The sequence below is a fragment of the Qipengyuania pacifica genome (assembly GCF_019711555.1).
Classification (GTDB): Bacteria; Pseudomonadota; Alphaproteobacteria; order Sphingomonadales; family Sphingomonadaceae; genus Qipengyuania; species Qipengyuania pacifica.
Genome location: NZ_JAIGNQ010000001.1, coordinates 541457 through 555274 on the forward strand (window position 1 = coordinate 541457; position 13818 = coordinate 555274).

Consider the following 13818-nt stretch of genomic DNA (forward strand, 5'->3'; position numbering starts at 1 on the left):
GTTGCGAGGGCCCTAAGCATGTCTGGACGCGCTTGAAAAGGCCCGCTTTCGGGTGCAGGCAGCAGGCATTCTTTCATGATCGATAGTCAGCGCCTCGAATCCATCGTCTCCGAAGCAGGAAGGATCGCCTACGACCTCTGGCCGGGGGCGGGGAACGATCTGAATGCGTGGGAGAAAAAGCCCGGCGATCCGGTGTGCGAAGCCGACCTCGCAGTGGACGCTTTTCTCAAGCGGGAACTGGGGGCGCTGCTGCCATCGGCAGGCTGGCTGTCGGAAGAAACCGCCGACGATCCAGCGCGGCTGGATAATGATCTGATCTGGCTGGTCGATCCGGTCGACGGGACGCGCGATTTCATCCGCGGCCGTACCGGCTGGGCGGTTTCCGTTGCTTTGATCAGTGGCGGGCGCCCGCTCATCGGCACCTTGTGCGCCCCCGCGCGCAAGGAAACCTGGCAGGCGGTGGCGGGGCAGGGCGCCTATCGCAACGGCGACAGGCTTGTGGCCAGCACGCGCCAGGAATTCGCCGGCTCGCGAGTGCCCGCGCATGTCTTGCCGAAAGCCGATGCCGATCTGGTGACGGTCGATCAGCCCAACTCGATTGCCTTGCGCATCGCGATGGTCGCTGCAGACGAAGCGGACCTCGTGGCGACGGTGCGCTGGGGTTTCGAATGGGATATCGCCGCAGCGGGCCTGATCGCGCGCGAAGCAGGGGCGGCGGTCAGCGATGCCTTCGGCAAGAAGCTCGACTATAACAAGCGCGATCCCCGCGCCTTCGGCATACTCGCCAGCGCCCCCGGCATCCACGCCGCCGCGGTCACGCGGATCGCAACGCGCGTCGCGGCTGCACAATGAAAAAGGGGCCGGCGTAAACCGGCCCCAGTTGGTTGCGACAGCTCGAAGGGCTGTGGAGTATTACATTCCCTGCGATTGCGCGGCTTCGATGTCCCGCTGATCGAACGGAACGATCTTGATTTCGACGCGCCGGTTCATCGGTTCGTTCACATTGTCGCCGGTCGAGACCTTGAGGCGGGTTTCGCCGAAGCCCATCCAGCGCACGCGCGAAGAGCTGACGCCCTGCGAGATCAGGTAGTTGGCCACGGCCTGTGCGCGCTGTTCCGACAGGCGCTGGTTCGTGGTGGCCGAGCCGGTCGTGTCGGTGTGACCGTATACGTCGATCAGGCTGTTGGGATACTGGCGCAGGCTGCCGGCCACGCGGTCGAGCAGATCGCGGAAGCCCGGCGAAATGGTGTAGCTGCCGGTCGAGAATGTCACGCCGTCGGGCAGGTTGACGAGAATGGCTTCGCCGCCATCGGTTTCGGAAACGTCGACGCCGGTGCCGGCGGTCTGTTCTTCCAGTTCCTTGATCTGCTGGTCCATCTTGTAGCCGATGACGCCGCCACCGATGCCGCCTGCTGCGGCGCCGATGATGCGGCCGGTCTTGCCGCCGATGAGACCGCCGAGCAGGCCGCCTGCAACAGCGCCGCCGGCGCCGCCGAGTACGGTGCGCGAAACTTTGCGTTCGCCGGTGTTCGGATCGGTGACACAGGCTGAGACGGTCAGCAGCGAAACGGCTGCAAGGCTGGCTGTGAGAATGCGTGAGTTCTTCATCTATTCTTCCCCTTTTCTGCGCGGCATCCGACCCATGGGGCGGCTCCGGGCGAGTGGTACCGGACGCGCCCACCCGCGTCGCTGTTCCTCAAACCTTTCAACGCACCAGCCGTTCCACAGCCATGTCAGATAAGTTTCACGCGGGGCGCTGGCAGCGGCGCACTTTTGTGCTAGCCGTTGCGACGTGACACCCTTTCCCTGGACAGACCTGCTGATCATCATCGGGCTGATCGTGCTCAACGGCGTCTTCGCCATGAGCGAGCTTGCCATCGTGTCGGCCAAGACATCGCGCCTCCAGCAGGCCGCCTCCAAAGGGAGCAAGGGCGCCGCCACGGCCATCTCCCTGGCATCCGATCCGGGCAAGTTCCTTTCGACCGTTCAGATCGGCATCACGCTGGTCGGGATCATTTCGGGTGCCTATTCGGGCGCCAGCCTCGGCGGGCCCACGGGCGAACGGCTCGCCATGCTGGGCGTGCCCCAGCAATATGCGGCGGAAATCGGCTTCGCATCGGTCATCGCCATCACCACTTATGCCACGCTGGTCATCGGCGAGCTCGTGCCCAAGCAGATCGCGCTGCGGGCGGCGGTGCCCATCTCGCTGGTCATGGCGCGGCCCATGGCGATCCTGGCGCGCGTGGCGGCGCCGCTCGTGTGGCTGCTCGATGCGTCCTCGGGCGTGCTGATTCGCCTGCTCGGCGTGCGTCCCTCGGGGCAAAGCTCGGTCACGGCGGAAGAACTGCACATGCTCTTTGCCGAAGCCACCCGCAGCGGGGTGATCGAAAGCGAACAGCATCAGATGCTGCAGGGCGTCGTGCGTCTCGCCCAGCGGCCCGTACGCGAGCTGATGACCCCGCGCACCGAAGTCGACTGGATCGATGCCGATGCGGACGCGGCGGCCATTCGCGCGGCGATCGACACCAGCCCCCATTCGCTCATGCCCGTCGCGGAAGGCTCGGCCGACAGGGTGCTGGGCGTGGTCAAGGTGCGCGATATTCTGACGCGTCTGATCGCCAAGGAACCGATCGATCTGCGCGCGCTGATGGTCAAGACCGAGGTCGTGCCCGATCAGCTCGATGCGGTCGATGCGCTTCGGGTGCTGCAGCAGGCCGAAATAGCGATGGCCATGGTGCATGACGAATACGGCCATCTCGACGGCATCGTCACCCCGGTCGATCTGCTCACCGCGCTGGTCGGCAATTTCCTCAGCGATCAGGACGGTGCCGAAGGGCCCGGCGTGGTCGAGCGGGAAGACGGCAGCCTGCTGGTCTCCGGCTCGCTCTCGGCCGATGTGCTCGCCGACCGGCTGGGCCTCGAATATGGCGACGATCGCGAATTCGGCACGGCGGCGGGCTACGCGCTGCATGTGCTCAAGCGCCTGCCCGGCGAAGGCGACTATTTCACCGATCAGGGCTGGCGTTTCGAAGTGGTCGACATGGACGGTCGCCGGATCGACAAGCTGCTGGTGAGCCGCGAGGCGGGCTGACGACCTTCGCCAGGCCAGCGGATTTCGAGATTCTCAAGTTTGCGAACCGGCCCGCGCGGGTTTGTCCTCGCTAGACGTGCAGCGAGCTGCACCCGCTGCGGGCGGGCGGTTGCCCTTGCCGGAACTTCACCGGCCCGGATCTGGCGCACACCATCCGACTGGCGAAAGTGTCCGAGCCGCAGGCGAGGCAAGGCCGACTGGCCGCCCGCAGCGACGCGCCCGAAGGGCGTGTGAGCGAGGACAGCCTAAGGCCGCGCACGCGGCCGCCGGCGCATGAGGCTAAACAAAACCCGGGCTTCAGCCCGGTATCACCGCGCTTGCAGTTGCGCCGTCGCCTTCGGGGGCGGCGATGATGTCGCGGGTTACTGCGCCCTTGGCGACGGTCGCGGTCTGCGGGTCGCCCACGGCGCTGCGAATGCCGGGTTCGGCGGCACCGGCGCGTTCCAGCATGCTGGTTTCCACGCCGCTACGGGCCTGCGGACCGCCGAACAGCACGTCCAGCGTCTGGGCAGCGGCGCTGCCTTCGCTCGGGCGCGGGGCGCCGGGCTGGGGCGGCTGCAGGTTGAAATCGGGCGGAACCACCAGCGGCGCCTGGCGCTGCACGGCGAATTCATCGGGCCGGTTGCGGTCGAGAAGGCCCCCGCTGCCGCAGGCTGCGGTCATGGCGCCGAGGCCGGCCATCAGGGCGATTCGGGCGAATTTGATCATCACTTGCTCTCCGCGGCATCGGCCGCCTTGCTGTTCATGAGGCCATCGACCTCCGCCTTGTCCTTGTCGCCCATGAAGAAGGCACGCGCAAGGACGATGACGACACCGATGGTGATAGCCGCATCGGCTACGTTGAAAATGAGGAAGGGGCGGAATTCCCCGAAATGCAGATCGGCGAAATCGACGACATAGCCGAGATCGTAACGATCCTTGATATTGCCCAGCGCCCCGCCAAGGATCAGCGACAGTGCCAGGATATCCGCCAGCAGCTTCTCGCGCATCATCCATACCGTCACCACCAGGGCGATCAGCGCGGTCACCAGCACCAGCCCCCAGCGCATTTCCGGGCTGGTCGCTTCGAACATGCCCAGCGACACGCCGAAATTGCGGGTGAAGCGCAGGTCGAAGAAGGGCAGGATTTCCATCGCATCGCCGACACGGTCGATGCCCAGCCCCTTGGTGACGTAATTCTTGGTCAGCTGGTCCACCACGAAGATGGCCAGTGCCGTCACGCAGCCGATGATGCGGTTCTTCATGATCGGGTTCATCGGGCGGCATCCAGTTGGGCGACGACGGGCTCGCAGCGGTCGCATAGATCGCCGTCTTCCGTCACGGAAGGAAGCAGGCGCCAGCAGCGCCCGCACTTGTTTTCGGATGTCCGTGTGACCGTCACATCCGCGCTATCGCTACGCGTCACTGACGCGGTGATGAACAGTTCGGCCAGATCATCGTCGCTGAAACCTTCCGGCACTGCGTCGGCGGGAACGATTACATCGGCTTCCAGGCCGGACCGGATGACCTTTTCGCGCCGCAGCGGTTCGATCGCTTCCATCACGTCTTCGCGCAAGGCGCGCAGCTTGTCCCACTTCGCCCCGTCCGCGGTGACGCCCGGCACGCCCGGCCACTCCAGCAGGTGGACGCTGCCGCCATCCGGATAGCGCGTGCTCCACACTTCTTCCGCCGTAAAGACCAGCACCGGCGCGGCATAGCGGACCAGCGCATGGAACAATATGTCCAGCACGGTGCGATAGGCGTTGCGGCGCACCGAATCCGGTCCGTCGCAATAGAGGCTGTCCTTGCGGATATCGAAATAGAAGGCCGACAGGTCTTCGTTGCAGAAATCGACCAGCAGGCGGGTATAGGCGTTGAAGTCGTAATCTTCGACGGCCTTGCGCAGCTTGCCGTCCAGATCGGCCAGCAGGGCCAGGACATAGCGTTCCAGCTCGGGGATTTCCCCGGCATCGCCCATGTCGCCCACGAAACCGTCCAGCGCGCCCAGCAGATAGCGGAAGGTATTGCGCAGCTTGCGATACTGGTCGCCCACGCCCTTGAGGATTTCATCGCCGATGCGATGATCCTCGGTGAAATCGACACTCAGCGCCCACAGGCGGATGATGTCGGCGCCGTATTGTTCCATCACCTTCAGCGGGTCGATGGTATTGCCCAGGCTCTTGGACATCTTGCGCCCGTCGCTCGCCATGGTGAACCCGTGGGTCAGGATCTGGTCGAAGGGTGCCCGGCCGCGCGTCGCGCAGCTTTCCAGCAGGCTCGACTGGAACCAGCCGCGATGCTGGTCGCTGCCTTCCAGATAGAGGTCGGCGGGCCACTGCATGTCCGGCCAGCGTCCCGATTCGAGGACGAAGGCATGGGTGCAGCCCGAATCGAACCAGACGTCGAGAATGTCGGTGACCATCTCGTAATCGTCGGGATTGTGTGCGGAACCGAGGAATTCGGCCTTGCGCGCCTCGTCCCAGGCATCGACGCCCTCTTCGCGCACGGCGGCGATCACGCGGGCGTTCACGTCTGCATCCTGCAGATATTCGCCCGTGCCGTTCTTCACGAACAGCGTGATCGGCACGCCCCAGGCGCGCTGGCGGGACAGCACCCAGTCGGGGCGGCCCTCGACCATCGAACCGATGCGGTTGCGGCCCTTTTCGGGGACGAAACGCGTGTCGGCGATGGCCTGCAGGGCGCGGCTGCGCAGCGTGCCGCCGCCGGCAAGGTCCTTGTCCATCGGCACGAACCACTGCGGCGTGCAGCGATAGATGACCTTGGCCTTGCTGCGCCAGCTATGCGGATAGGAATGCTGGTAGTCGTCGCTGGCGGACAGCAGCCCACCGGCTTCGCGCAGGTCCGAACAGATCGGGCCTTCGGGCGAATTGAACGGCTTGTTTATGACGCTGCGGCGGCGTTCCTTGCCGTCCGCATCCACATCGCCTGCGCCCAGCCATTCCCAGTCGTCGCGATACCGCCCGTCGGCCATGACGGCGAACACCGGCTCGATGCCGTGCTTGCGACACAGCAGGAAATCGTCCTCGCCGTGATCGGGCGACATGTGGACCAGACCCGTGCCGCTGTCGGTGGTGACGAAATCGCCCGGCAGGAAGGGGCGGGGCTTGGCGTAGAACCCGCCGAGCGCGTGCATCGGATGGCGCGCGACCGTTCCGGCGAGCTCGGAGCCTTTGCCCGACCAGATTTCCCTCATCCAATCAGTCGTTCCACCCAACTCAGCCGTAGTCCTCGGGGCAACGTCCGCGATAAGCTCACGCGCGATCAAATATCGCCCGGCAACATTCCAGTCCGACGTTTCAGCCGGTTCAAGGGGAGTTTCGCCAGCATCAACCGGGCCGTCGCTAACGCGGACTTCGTAGAGGACATACTCAATCTCAGGCCCGTAGGCCAAAGCCTGGTTGACCGGGATCGTCCACGGCGTTGTGGTCCAGATTACCGCATGCGCACCGACCAGTTCTTCGATCGGGCTTTCGGTGATCTCGAACGCGACATCGATCTGTGTGCTGGTGATGTCCTCGTATTCGACCTCGGCTTCGGCCAGCGCGGTTTCTTCCACCGGGCTCCACATAACCGGCTTCGAACCGCGATAGAGATTGCCCGCTTCGGCAAACTTCATCAGCTCGGCCACGATGGTCGCCTCGCTGTCGAACTGCATGGTCAGATAGGGATTGTCCCAGTCCGCCATGATGCCCAGCCGCTTCAGCTGTTCGCGCTGCACATCCACCCAGTGCTGCGCATAGGCGCGGCATTCGGCGCGGAATTCGTTTGCCGGAACCGCTTTCTTGTCCAGCTTCTTCTTGCGGTACTGTTCCTCGACCTTCCACTCGATCGGCAGGCCGTGGCAGTCCCAGCCCGGAACATAAGGCGCGTTTTTGCCCAGCAGGTTCTGCGTGCGGCAGACCATGTCCTTCAGCGTGTGGTTCAGCGCATGGCCGATATGCATGTCGCCATTGGCGTAGGGCGGACCATCGTGGAAGATGAACTTCTCGCGGTCCGCACGCGCCTCGCGCAGCAGCTGATACAGCCCGTCCGATTCCCAGCGTGCGGCAATGCCCGGCTCCTTCTGGGGGAGGCCGGCCTTCATGGGGAAATCGGTCTTCGGCAGGAAGACGGTATCTCGGTAATCGCGCTTTTCGGACATAGGTGCTGGCCGTTAGGGCAAACCAGCCGTGTAGGAAAGTGCGGAGTCGCCTGCCCGTCCGCCTCCCACCGTCATCTCCGCGCAGGCGGGGATCCGGTGCAGGGCCACGGCATTTACAGGCTGTATTGCGGTCTGCGCGTGAATGACGAATCGCTAGACCTGCGCCAACAGCCGCCGCGCTTCGTCGCAATCCCTGTCCATCTGCGCCACCAGCGCGTCGAGACTGTCGAACTTCGCCTCGCCGCGCAGGAAGTGATGGAAAGCGACTTCGATCTCCTGCCCGTAGAGATCGCCCGAAAAATCGAAGAAATAGGGCTCCAGCAGTTCCTTGGGTGGATCGAACTGAGGCCGCACGCCGATATTGGCCGCGCCCTTCAACTCCTGCCCGGTCGACAGGATGCGCCCGGTCACGGCGTAAATTCCGTATTTGGGGCGCAGGTAATGTTCCACCGGCAGGTTCGCCGTGGGATAGCCGATCTCGCGCCCGCGCTTGTCGCCATGCTGCACCACGCCGCGAATGGCGAAGGGGCGGGTCAGCAGCCGGGCCGCTTCCTGCGGATCGCCGTCGCGCAGGGCATTGCGCACGCGGCTGGACGATACGGCCTCGCCGCCATCCAGCACGGGCGGCACCGCACGCGCCTCGATCCCGACGTCCTTGCCCAGGCTGACCAGTCTGTCGAAATTGCCGCCGCGCGCCTTGCCGAAGGTGAAATCCTCGCCCGTCACCACGCCTGCCACGCCCAGATGGTCGCCGAGCAGGCGCTGCACGAAATCCTCTGCCGTGGTTCCGGCCAGTTCGCCGTCAAAATGGAACACCAGCATCGCGGTCGCCCCGGCGGCGAGGTACAGCTCCTGCCGCTGCTCCAGCGTCGTCAGCCGGAAGGGCGGGGCATCGGGCTGGAAATGGCGCACGGGATGCGGATCGAAAGTGGCGATGATGGCCGGGCGGCCTTCCTCGCGCGCCCAGCGGATCGCCTCGCCCGCCACGGCCTGGTGGCCGAGGTGAAAGCCGTCGAAATTGCCCAGCGCCACGATCGCGCCGCGCAGGCTTTCGGGCAATGGCTCGCGGTGGTCGAGGAACCTCACGCGGCATACTCCCGCGCCCGTTCCAGCGTGACGAAGCTGTAGGCGGGGGCATCGCCTTCGGCAGCGTGATCCTCGCGGGCGATCTCGCGCCATTCGGGTCCGGGAGCGGGCATGAAGGTGTCGCCTTCGAAATCGGCATGGATGTCGGTCAGCTCGATCCGGTCCGCCAGCGGCATGAAGACATCGAAAATCGCCGCGCCGCCGATCACTGCCGCCTGTTCGGCAGTGTTCGACGCCAGATCAAACGCTTGATTGACATCCCTCGCCAGTTCGGCGCCGGTCGAATCCCAGCGCTCCCGGCGGGTCAGCACGATGTGCCTGCGACCCGGCAACAGGCCCGGAAGGCTCTCGAAAGTCTTGCGTCCCATGATCATCGGCTTGCCCATGGTCAGCGCCTTGAACCGCTTCAGATCGGCCGGCAGATGCCACGGCAACGCCCCGTCCCGACCGATGCAGCCATTGGCCGCGCGGGCATAGATCAGGAACAGATTCACCGTTCCAGCTTCGTTACATGGCCCATCTTGCGCCCCTCGCGAACCTCGGCCTTGCCATAGTCGTGCAGATGCGTGTCGGGCTGGCCAAGCCATTGTTCGGTTTCAAGAATATCGCGCCCGATGATGTTCGTCATGGTCACCGACCGGGCGACCGTGGCTGTGCTGCCAAGCGGCAGTCCGGCTACAGCGCGGATGTGATTTTCGAACTGGCTCGTGGCCGCGCCCTCGATCGTCCAGTGCCCCGAATTGTGGACCCGCGGCGCCATCTCGTTGAACACCGGCCCATCGCGCGTGGCAAAGAATTCGAGCGTCAGCACGCCCACATAGCGCAGCGCATCGGCCACCTGCCGCGCCAGCTCCCGCGCCTCGCCGACCTGCGCCGCGATCGCTTCGCCAGCGGGTAGGGAGGACGTCGCAAGAATGCCGTGATCATGCGAATTACGCGTGGAATCCCAGAAGCGGATTTCCCCGTCCTGCCCGCGGACCAGAATAACCGAAAACTCGGCCTCGAATTCGACGAAAGCTTCGTAAATCAAGGGCATGTCCGGCAGGTTCAGACCTTGGGCATCGCGGTCCGAACCGATGCGCCACTGGCCCTTGCCATCGTATCCATCGCGCCGCGTCTTGAGAATGCCCGGTGCGCCCAGAGTGTCGATCGCGGCTTCCAGATCGGCGCGCGAATCGATGCGGGCATACGCCGCCGGTCTGCCGCCGAGCCCTTCGACGAAGCGCTTCTCGTTCAGCCGGTCCTGCGCGGTTTCGAGCGCGCGCGGATGCGGGAATATCCGGTCTTCGGGGATAGACGCCGCCGTGGCGACGGGCACGTTCTCGAATTCCCAGGTGACGGCATCGCATTGCGCCGCGAAGGCAGCGACTGCGGCTGCATCGTCCCATTTGTTGGTGAAGATGTCGTCGCACACGTCGCTGACGACATTGTCGCCCTCGGGCGCGTAGGCGATGCAGCGATAGCCGAGCTGGGCCGCGCTGACCGCCATCATCCGGCCAAGCTGGCCGCCACCCAATATCCCGATCGTGCTGCCCCGCTTCAGCATCAACCGACGGGACGCTCGGTCACGGCCGCACTGCGGGCCGCGCGCCAGTCCTGCAGGCGCTGCGACACGGCGGCGTCGTGATTGGCAAGAATGGCCGCGGCGAGCAGCCCTGCATTGGTCGCCCCTGCCTTGCCGATGGCCAGCGTTCCCACGGGAACCCCGGCCGGCATCTGGACGATCGACAGCAGGCTGTCCTGCCCCGAAAGCGCCTTGGACTGCACCGGCACGCCGAGCACGGGAATATGGGTGAGCGCTGCGATCATGCCGGGAAGGTGGGCCGCACCGCCGGCGCCGGCGATGATCACTTCGAAACCCGCGTCCGCCGCACCCTTGGCAAAATCGTACATCCGGTCGGGCGTGCGATGCGCGGATACGATGCGCACGTCGCTTTCCACGCCGAGCTCGTCGAGCACTTCTGCAGCGCAGGTCATGGTTTCCCAGTCGGACTGGCTACCCATGACGATGGCAACCTTCGCGCCCATCCTTACGAATCCTTGAGGTAGTAGCGTTCGCCCGACACCTTCGTGCCCTCGAACTCGTAGACGATCGGCTGACCGGTCGGGATTTCGAGCCCGGTAATCTCGTCATCCGAGATGGCGGACAGGTGCTTGACCAGCGCGCGCAGGGAATTGCCGTGCGCGGAGATGATGACCGTCTCGCCTTTGCCCAGCAGCGGCAGAATGGCTTCTTCCCAATAAGGCAGGACGCGTTCGATCGTCAGCTTGAGGCTTTCGGTGCGCGGTACGTCGATCCCGGCATAGCGCGGATCCTCGGCAAGATCGAATTCGCTGCCGGCTTCCATTTCCGGCGGGGGGACGTCGAAACTGCGGCGCCAGACGTGGACCTGTTCATCGCCGTGCTTTTCGCGCGTCTGCTGTTTGTCGAGCCCGGTCAGACCGCCATAGTGGCGCTCGTTCAGGTGCCAGTCGCGCGTCACCGGGATCCACAGACGGTCGCAGGCTTCCAGTGCGATGTTGAGCGTCTTGATCGCCCGTTTCTGAAGGCTGGTGAAAGCCGTGGTGGGCAGGACGCCCTTGGCTTTCATCAATTCGCCGGCTTCACGCGCTTCGGCTTCACCTTTTTCGGTCAGGTCGACATCCCACCAGCCGGTGAAACGGTTGGCGAGGTTCCACTCGCTCTGTCCGTGGCGAACGAGGATCAGTTTCGACATGATTACTCCGGTTTCCCCTAGGAGCAGTGCGCGTTAGCGCTCTGTTTCTTCATTGGGAAGGCTTGTCTGGTCCGATTCGCTGATTTCGCGCCCCTGCGCTTTCCTTCGTCGCAGGTTCTCGCGAAGTTTCGCGGCAAGGCGTTCCTCACGGCTCGATTTGTTTTTCTCACTGGCCATGCAGAAAGCCTTCGCCAATTTTGCCTCCGGGCTCAAGCGAAGGTTGACTTATGCTCCGCGTCTGCCAATAGCGCGCGCCTCCACCCCGCGAGCCTTTCTCGCGGCGACATGTGCTGCTGTAGCTCAGTGGTAGAGCGCACCCTTGGTAAGGGTGAGGCCGGGAGTTCAATCCTCCCCAGCAGCACCATTTTCCCGGAAAATGGAATGTCCAGTGTTCGCCCCGCCCGCAGGGATGCCGGCGCGATGCGAAAGCCGATTGTATCGGCGCGCTGTATTGCCTAGCTAGCACGGTATGGATGAAGCCGACGATCTGACCCCGCTCGACCCTGCTTACAAATCGATGCTGCGCGTGCAGTTCGCGATCGTGGGCGTTGTATTGCTGGTGGCCGCCACCATTGCGGAATTCGCAATCCCGGGCTGGACCGGGGCGGTTTGGATCCCGGCTCTGCTCGTTGTCACCTATGCGCTCGTCCGTGTGCCGTTGAGGCGTTACAATGCGCGCGGATATTCACTGGCACAAGAAAGACTGCGGGTGGTGCGCGGTGTTTTCTTCCGGGCCGATACGGTCGTCCCGTTCGGCCGCGTCCAGCACATCGATGTGGGGCAAGGGCCGCTGGAACGCGCTTACGGGCTGGCTACCCTGACCGTCCACACGGCGGGCACGCACAACGCTTCGGTATCGCTTCCCGGCCTGCGCCATGCAGATGCGACAGCCATGCGGGAAAATATCCGCGCGGCAATCAGGCGCGACACGCGGTGACCGAACCGTTGGAGGACACGCCCCGCAGGACAGACCCGCGCACGTTTGCTGTGCGGGCTGTGGCCATGCTTTCCCAGCTTGTCCTGCCACTCGTCGTCGGCGGATTCACCATCCTGGACAAAGGCGATTTCGGCGATGCCTTGCTCTACTTCCTCCCCCTTGTCGTGCTGGCGGTCGGAGCGAACATATTCTTCGCCTATCTGCGTTGGGCGCGCTTCACCTATACGGTCGGAACAGACGACATCCGGGTTGAAAGCGGGGTTCTGTCGCGCGAGGCGCGGTCGGTACCGTATGAGCGAATTCAGGACGTCAGCATTGAACAGAAGTTCGTGCCGCGGCTGTTCGGGCTCGTCGAGGTAAAATTCGAGACCGGGGCGGGCGGGGGCGACGACCTGAAACTTGCCTATCTGCCGGAGGTCGAGGGCGAGCGCCTGCGGGAACTCGTCCGGTCCCGGCGCGATGGCAGTTCGCTACCCGAGCAGGATATCGACACCGACATCGTGCTCGAGCCGGATGCCCGACTGCTCTATGAAATGGGGCCGGGGCGCGTGCTCACTTTTGGCCTGTTCGAATTTTCTCTTGCCGTCGTGGCGGTCGTCGCGGGCGCCGCGCAGCAACTCGATTTCCTGCTGCCGTTCGAAGTCTGGGACTGGCGCTCGTGGCGCGAACAGATAGCCGGACCCGGCCAATGGCTGGCTGGCCTCGGAGTGCTTGCCCAGCTTGTCGGGGGTGTGATCGCCGTGGGTTCGCTGATCTTCATCGGTGTCGCAACGGGAGTGGTACGAACGGTCCTTCGCGAATGGGGCTTCCGGCTGGAGCGAACCGACAAGGGTTTGCGGCGCAGGCGCGGGCTGCTGACGCGCACCGATCTCGTCATGCCGGTGCACCGGGTGCAGGCGCTGCGGCTCAGCACGGGATTGGTCAGGCGGTGGTTCGGCTGGCATTCCCTGAAGCTCGTCAGTCTCGCCAGCGATAGCGGGTCGGCCAATCACGAAGCGGTACCTTTCGCCCGGCTGAAAGAAATTTCCCCGGTAGTGGCCGAAACCGGGTTCGAACTGCCAAGTGCGGAAATCGAGTGGCATCGCTCATCCCGGCACTATCGGATCGACGGCTTTCTCATCGGATTTTTCCTGATGATCGCGATTGCCGCCGCGCTGTTCGTGGCTGGCAATGCGTATCTCGCATTGCTGCCGATAATAGCCGGAGGCGGATGGTTTGCCCTGCACGAATATATGCGCTGGCGCTGGGATCGGCATGCGCTGGGGCAACGCCAGTTATATACCCGGCACGGCTGGTTCGCGCCAAGCATGGCCATTGCATCGCGCGAAAAGCTGCAATCGGTCGAAATCGTCCGTAATCCCTTGGCGCGCGTGCGGGGCTATGCCGACATCAGGTTCGGGCTTGCCGGGGGACACCTGCGAATGCGGGGTATCGCGCTGGCGGACGCAATGCGCATCCGCGACGCGGTTCTTTCCAGCATGGGCGAGCAGGATTTTTCCGAGGTTGTGGAAGCCGGTTCGCAATCTGCCTAGGCGCGCAAGTCTTCCCATTCGGGATGGCGGTCGAATTGCGCGGCGACATAGGAACAACTCGGGATGATCTTGAAGCCTTTGTCGCGTGCGTCGTCTATAAGGGCGTCCACCAGTTTTGCGGCGATACCTTTCCCGCGCATGTCCGGCGCGACGATCGTGTGGTCGGCATCGCGCGCGCCATTGCGCAGTGTCCATGTCAGTTTGCCTGCGTGCGTACCATCGCCGTCGCTTGCGACATACTGACCGCTCGTTTCGTTATCCTCGTTGCGTATAGGAATCGGTGAAGTTTCCATCGTTACGTTATTCCTTCCTGT

15 protein-coding genes and 1 tRNA gene are annotated in these 13818 nt (G+C 64.2%); 5 read left to right on the top strand and 11 right to left on the bottom strand.

The window, feature by feature from the left end:
• Positions 1 to 75 precede the first annotated feature (75 nt).
• Complete coding sequence (locus K3177_RS02705) at positions 76 to 852, top strand: 3'(2'),5'-bisphosphate nucleotidase CysQ (protein WP_221596890.1); 777 nt, start codon at positions 76 to 78, stop codon at positions 850 to 852.
• A gap of 60 nt (positions 853 to 912) precedes the next feature.
• Here K3177_RS02705 and K3177_RS02710 read toward each other — a convergent pair whose 3' ends face one another.
• A complete protein-coding gene (locus K3177_RS02710) occupies positions 913 to 1608 on the bottom strand; it encodes a YiaD family glycine zipper/OmpA-like lipoprotein (RefSeq protein ID WP_221596892.1) in 696 nt (231 codons plus the stop codon).
• Positions 1609 to 1792: 184 nt separating this feature from the next.
• Here K3177_RS02710 and K3177_RS02715 point away from each other — a divergent pair, with 184 nt between their 5' ends.
• Positions 1793 to 3091, top strand: coding sequence for a hemolysin family protein (locus K3177_RS02715; RefSeq protein WP_221596894.1), 1299 nt, complete (start codon positions 1793 to 1795; stop codon positions 3089 to 3091).
• 297 nt (positions 3092 to 3388) lie between these two features.
• Here the strand turns inward: K3177_RS02715 and K3177_RS02720 are convergent, their stop codons facing one another.
• The 9 genes from K3177_RS02720 to K3177_RS02760 all read right to left on the bottom strand — a co-directional run bounded on the left by K3177_RS02720 (position 3389) and on the right by K3177_RS02760 (position 11212).
• Positions 3389 to 3799, bottom strand: coding sequence for a DUF3035 domain-containing protein (locus tag K3177_RS02720; RefSeq protein ID WP_103024662.1), 411 nt, complete (start codon positions 3797 to 3799; stop codon positions 3389 to 3391).
• Positions 3799 to 4347, bottom strand: coding sequence for a signal peptidase II (gene lspA, locus K3177_RS02725; RefSeq protein WP_196847323.1), 549 nt, complete (start codon positions 4345 to 4347; stop codon positions 3799 to 3801). The genes K3177_RS02720 and lspA overlap by 1 nt, the downstream gene beginning before the upstream one ends.
• Entirely contained in the window at positions 4344 to 7232 is a 2889-nt protein-coding gene (ileS, locus tag K3177_RS02730) for an isoleucine--tRNA ligase (RefSeq protein ID WP_221596896.1), read from the bottom strand. Before ileS ends, lspA begins: the two co-directional genes overlap by 4 nt.
• 153 nt (positions 7233 to 7385) lie before the next feature.
• Positions 7386 to 8318 carry a bifunctional riboflavin kinase/FAD synthetase gene (locus tag K3177_RS02735; protein WP_221596898.1) on the bottom strand — a complete coding sequence of 311 codons (933 nt, stop codon included), beginning with the start codon at positions 8316 to 8318 and terminating at the stop codon, positions 7386 to 7388.
• The gene (locus K3177_RS02740; protein ID WP_234003240.1) at positions 8315 to 8812 is read right to left on the bottom strand and encodes a dihydrofolate reductase; all 498 of its coding nucleotides are present in this window, start codon (positions 8810 to 8812) and stop codon (positions 8315 to 8317) included. Before K3177_RS02740 ends, K3177_RS02735 begins: the two co-directional genes overlap by 4 nt.
• The gene (locus K3177_RS02745; RefSeq protein WP_221596899.1) at positions 8809 to 9864 is read right to left on the bottom strand and encodes a 5-(carboxyamino)imidazole ribonucleotide synthase; all 1056 of its coding nucleotides are present in this window, start codon (positions 9862 to 9864) and stop codon (positions 8809 to 8811) included. The genes K3177_RS02740 and K3177_RS02745 overlap by 4 nt, the downstream gene beginning before the upstream one ends.
• The gene (purE, locus tag K3177_RS02750; RefSeq protein ID WP_221596900.1) at positions 9864 to 10346 is read right to left on the bottom strand and encodes a 5-(carboxyamino)imidazole ribonucleotide mutase; all 483 of its coding nucleotides are present in this window, start codon (positions 10344 to 10346) and stop codon (positions 9864 to 9866) included. Before purE ends, K3177_RS02745 begins: the two co-directional genes overlap by 1 nt.
• A gap of 2 nt (positions 10347 to 10348) precedes the next feature.
• Complete coding sequence (gpmA, locus tag K3177_RS02755) at positions 10349 to 11035, bottom strand: 2,3-diphosphoglycerate-dependent phosphoglycerate mutase (RefSeq protein WP_221596901.1); 687 nt, start codon at positions 11033 to 11035, stop codon at positions 10349 to 10351.
• Positions 11036 to 11068: 33 nt separating this feature from the next.
• The gene (locus K3177_RS02760; RefSeq protein ID WP_173830089.1) at positions 11069 to 11212 is read right to left on the bottom strand and encodes a hypothetical protein; all 144 of its coding nucleotides are present in this window, start codon (positions 11210 to 11212) and stop codon (positions 11069 to 11071) included.
• 112 nt (positions 11213 to 11324) lie between these two features.
• Here K3177_RS02760 and K3177_RS02765 point away from each other — a divergent pair.
• From K3177_RS02765 to K3177_RS02775, 3 genes are all read left to right on the top strand, one after another.
• Positions 11325 to 11399: transfer RNA gene (locus K3177_RS02765), tRNA-Thr, on the top strand.
• A 105-nt stretch (positions 11400 to 11504) separates the two neighbouring features.
• Entirely contained in the window at positions 11505 to 11972 is a 468-nt protein-coding gene (locus K3177_RS02770; RefSeq protein ID WP_221596902.1) for a PH domain-containing protein, read from the top strand.
• The gene (locus K3177_RS02775; protein WP_345725344.1) at positions 11969 to 13504 is read left to right on the top strand and encodes a PH domain-containing protein; all 1536 of its coding nucleotides are present in this window, start codon (positions 11969 to 11971) and stop codon (positions 13502 to 13504) included. Before K3177_RS02770 ends, K3177_RS02775 begins: the two co-directional genes overlap by 4 nt.
• Here K3177_RS02775 and K3177_RS02780 read toward each other — a convergent pair.
• Positions 13501 to 13797 (bottom strand): GNAT family N-acetyltransferase, encoded by a 297-nt coding sequence (locus K3177_RS02780; protein WP_221596903.1) that lies wholly within the window; start codon positions 13795 to 13797, stop codon positions 13501 to 13503. The two genes, K3177_RS02775 and K3177_RS02780, sit on opposite strands and share 4 nt — an antisense overlap.
• Positions 13798 to 13818 lie beyond the last annotated feature (21 nt).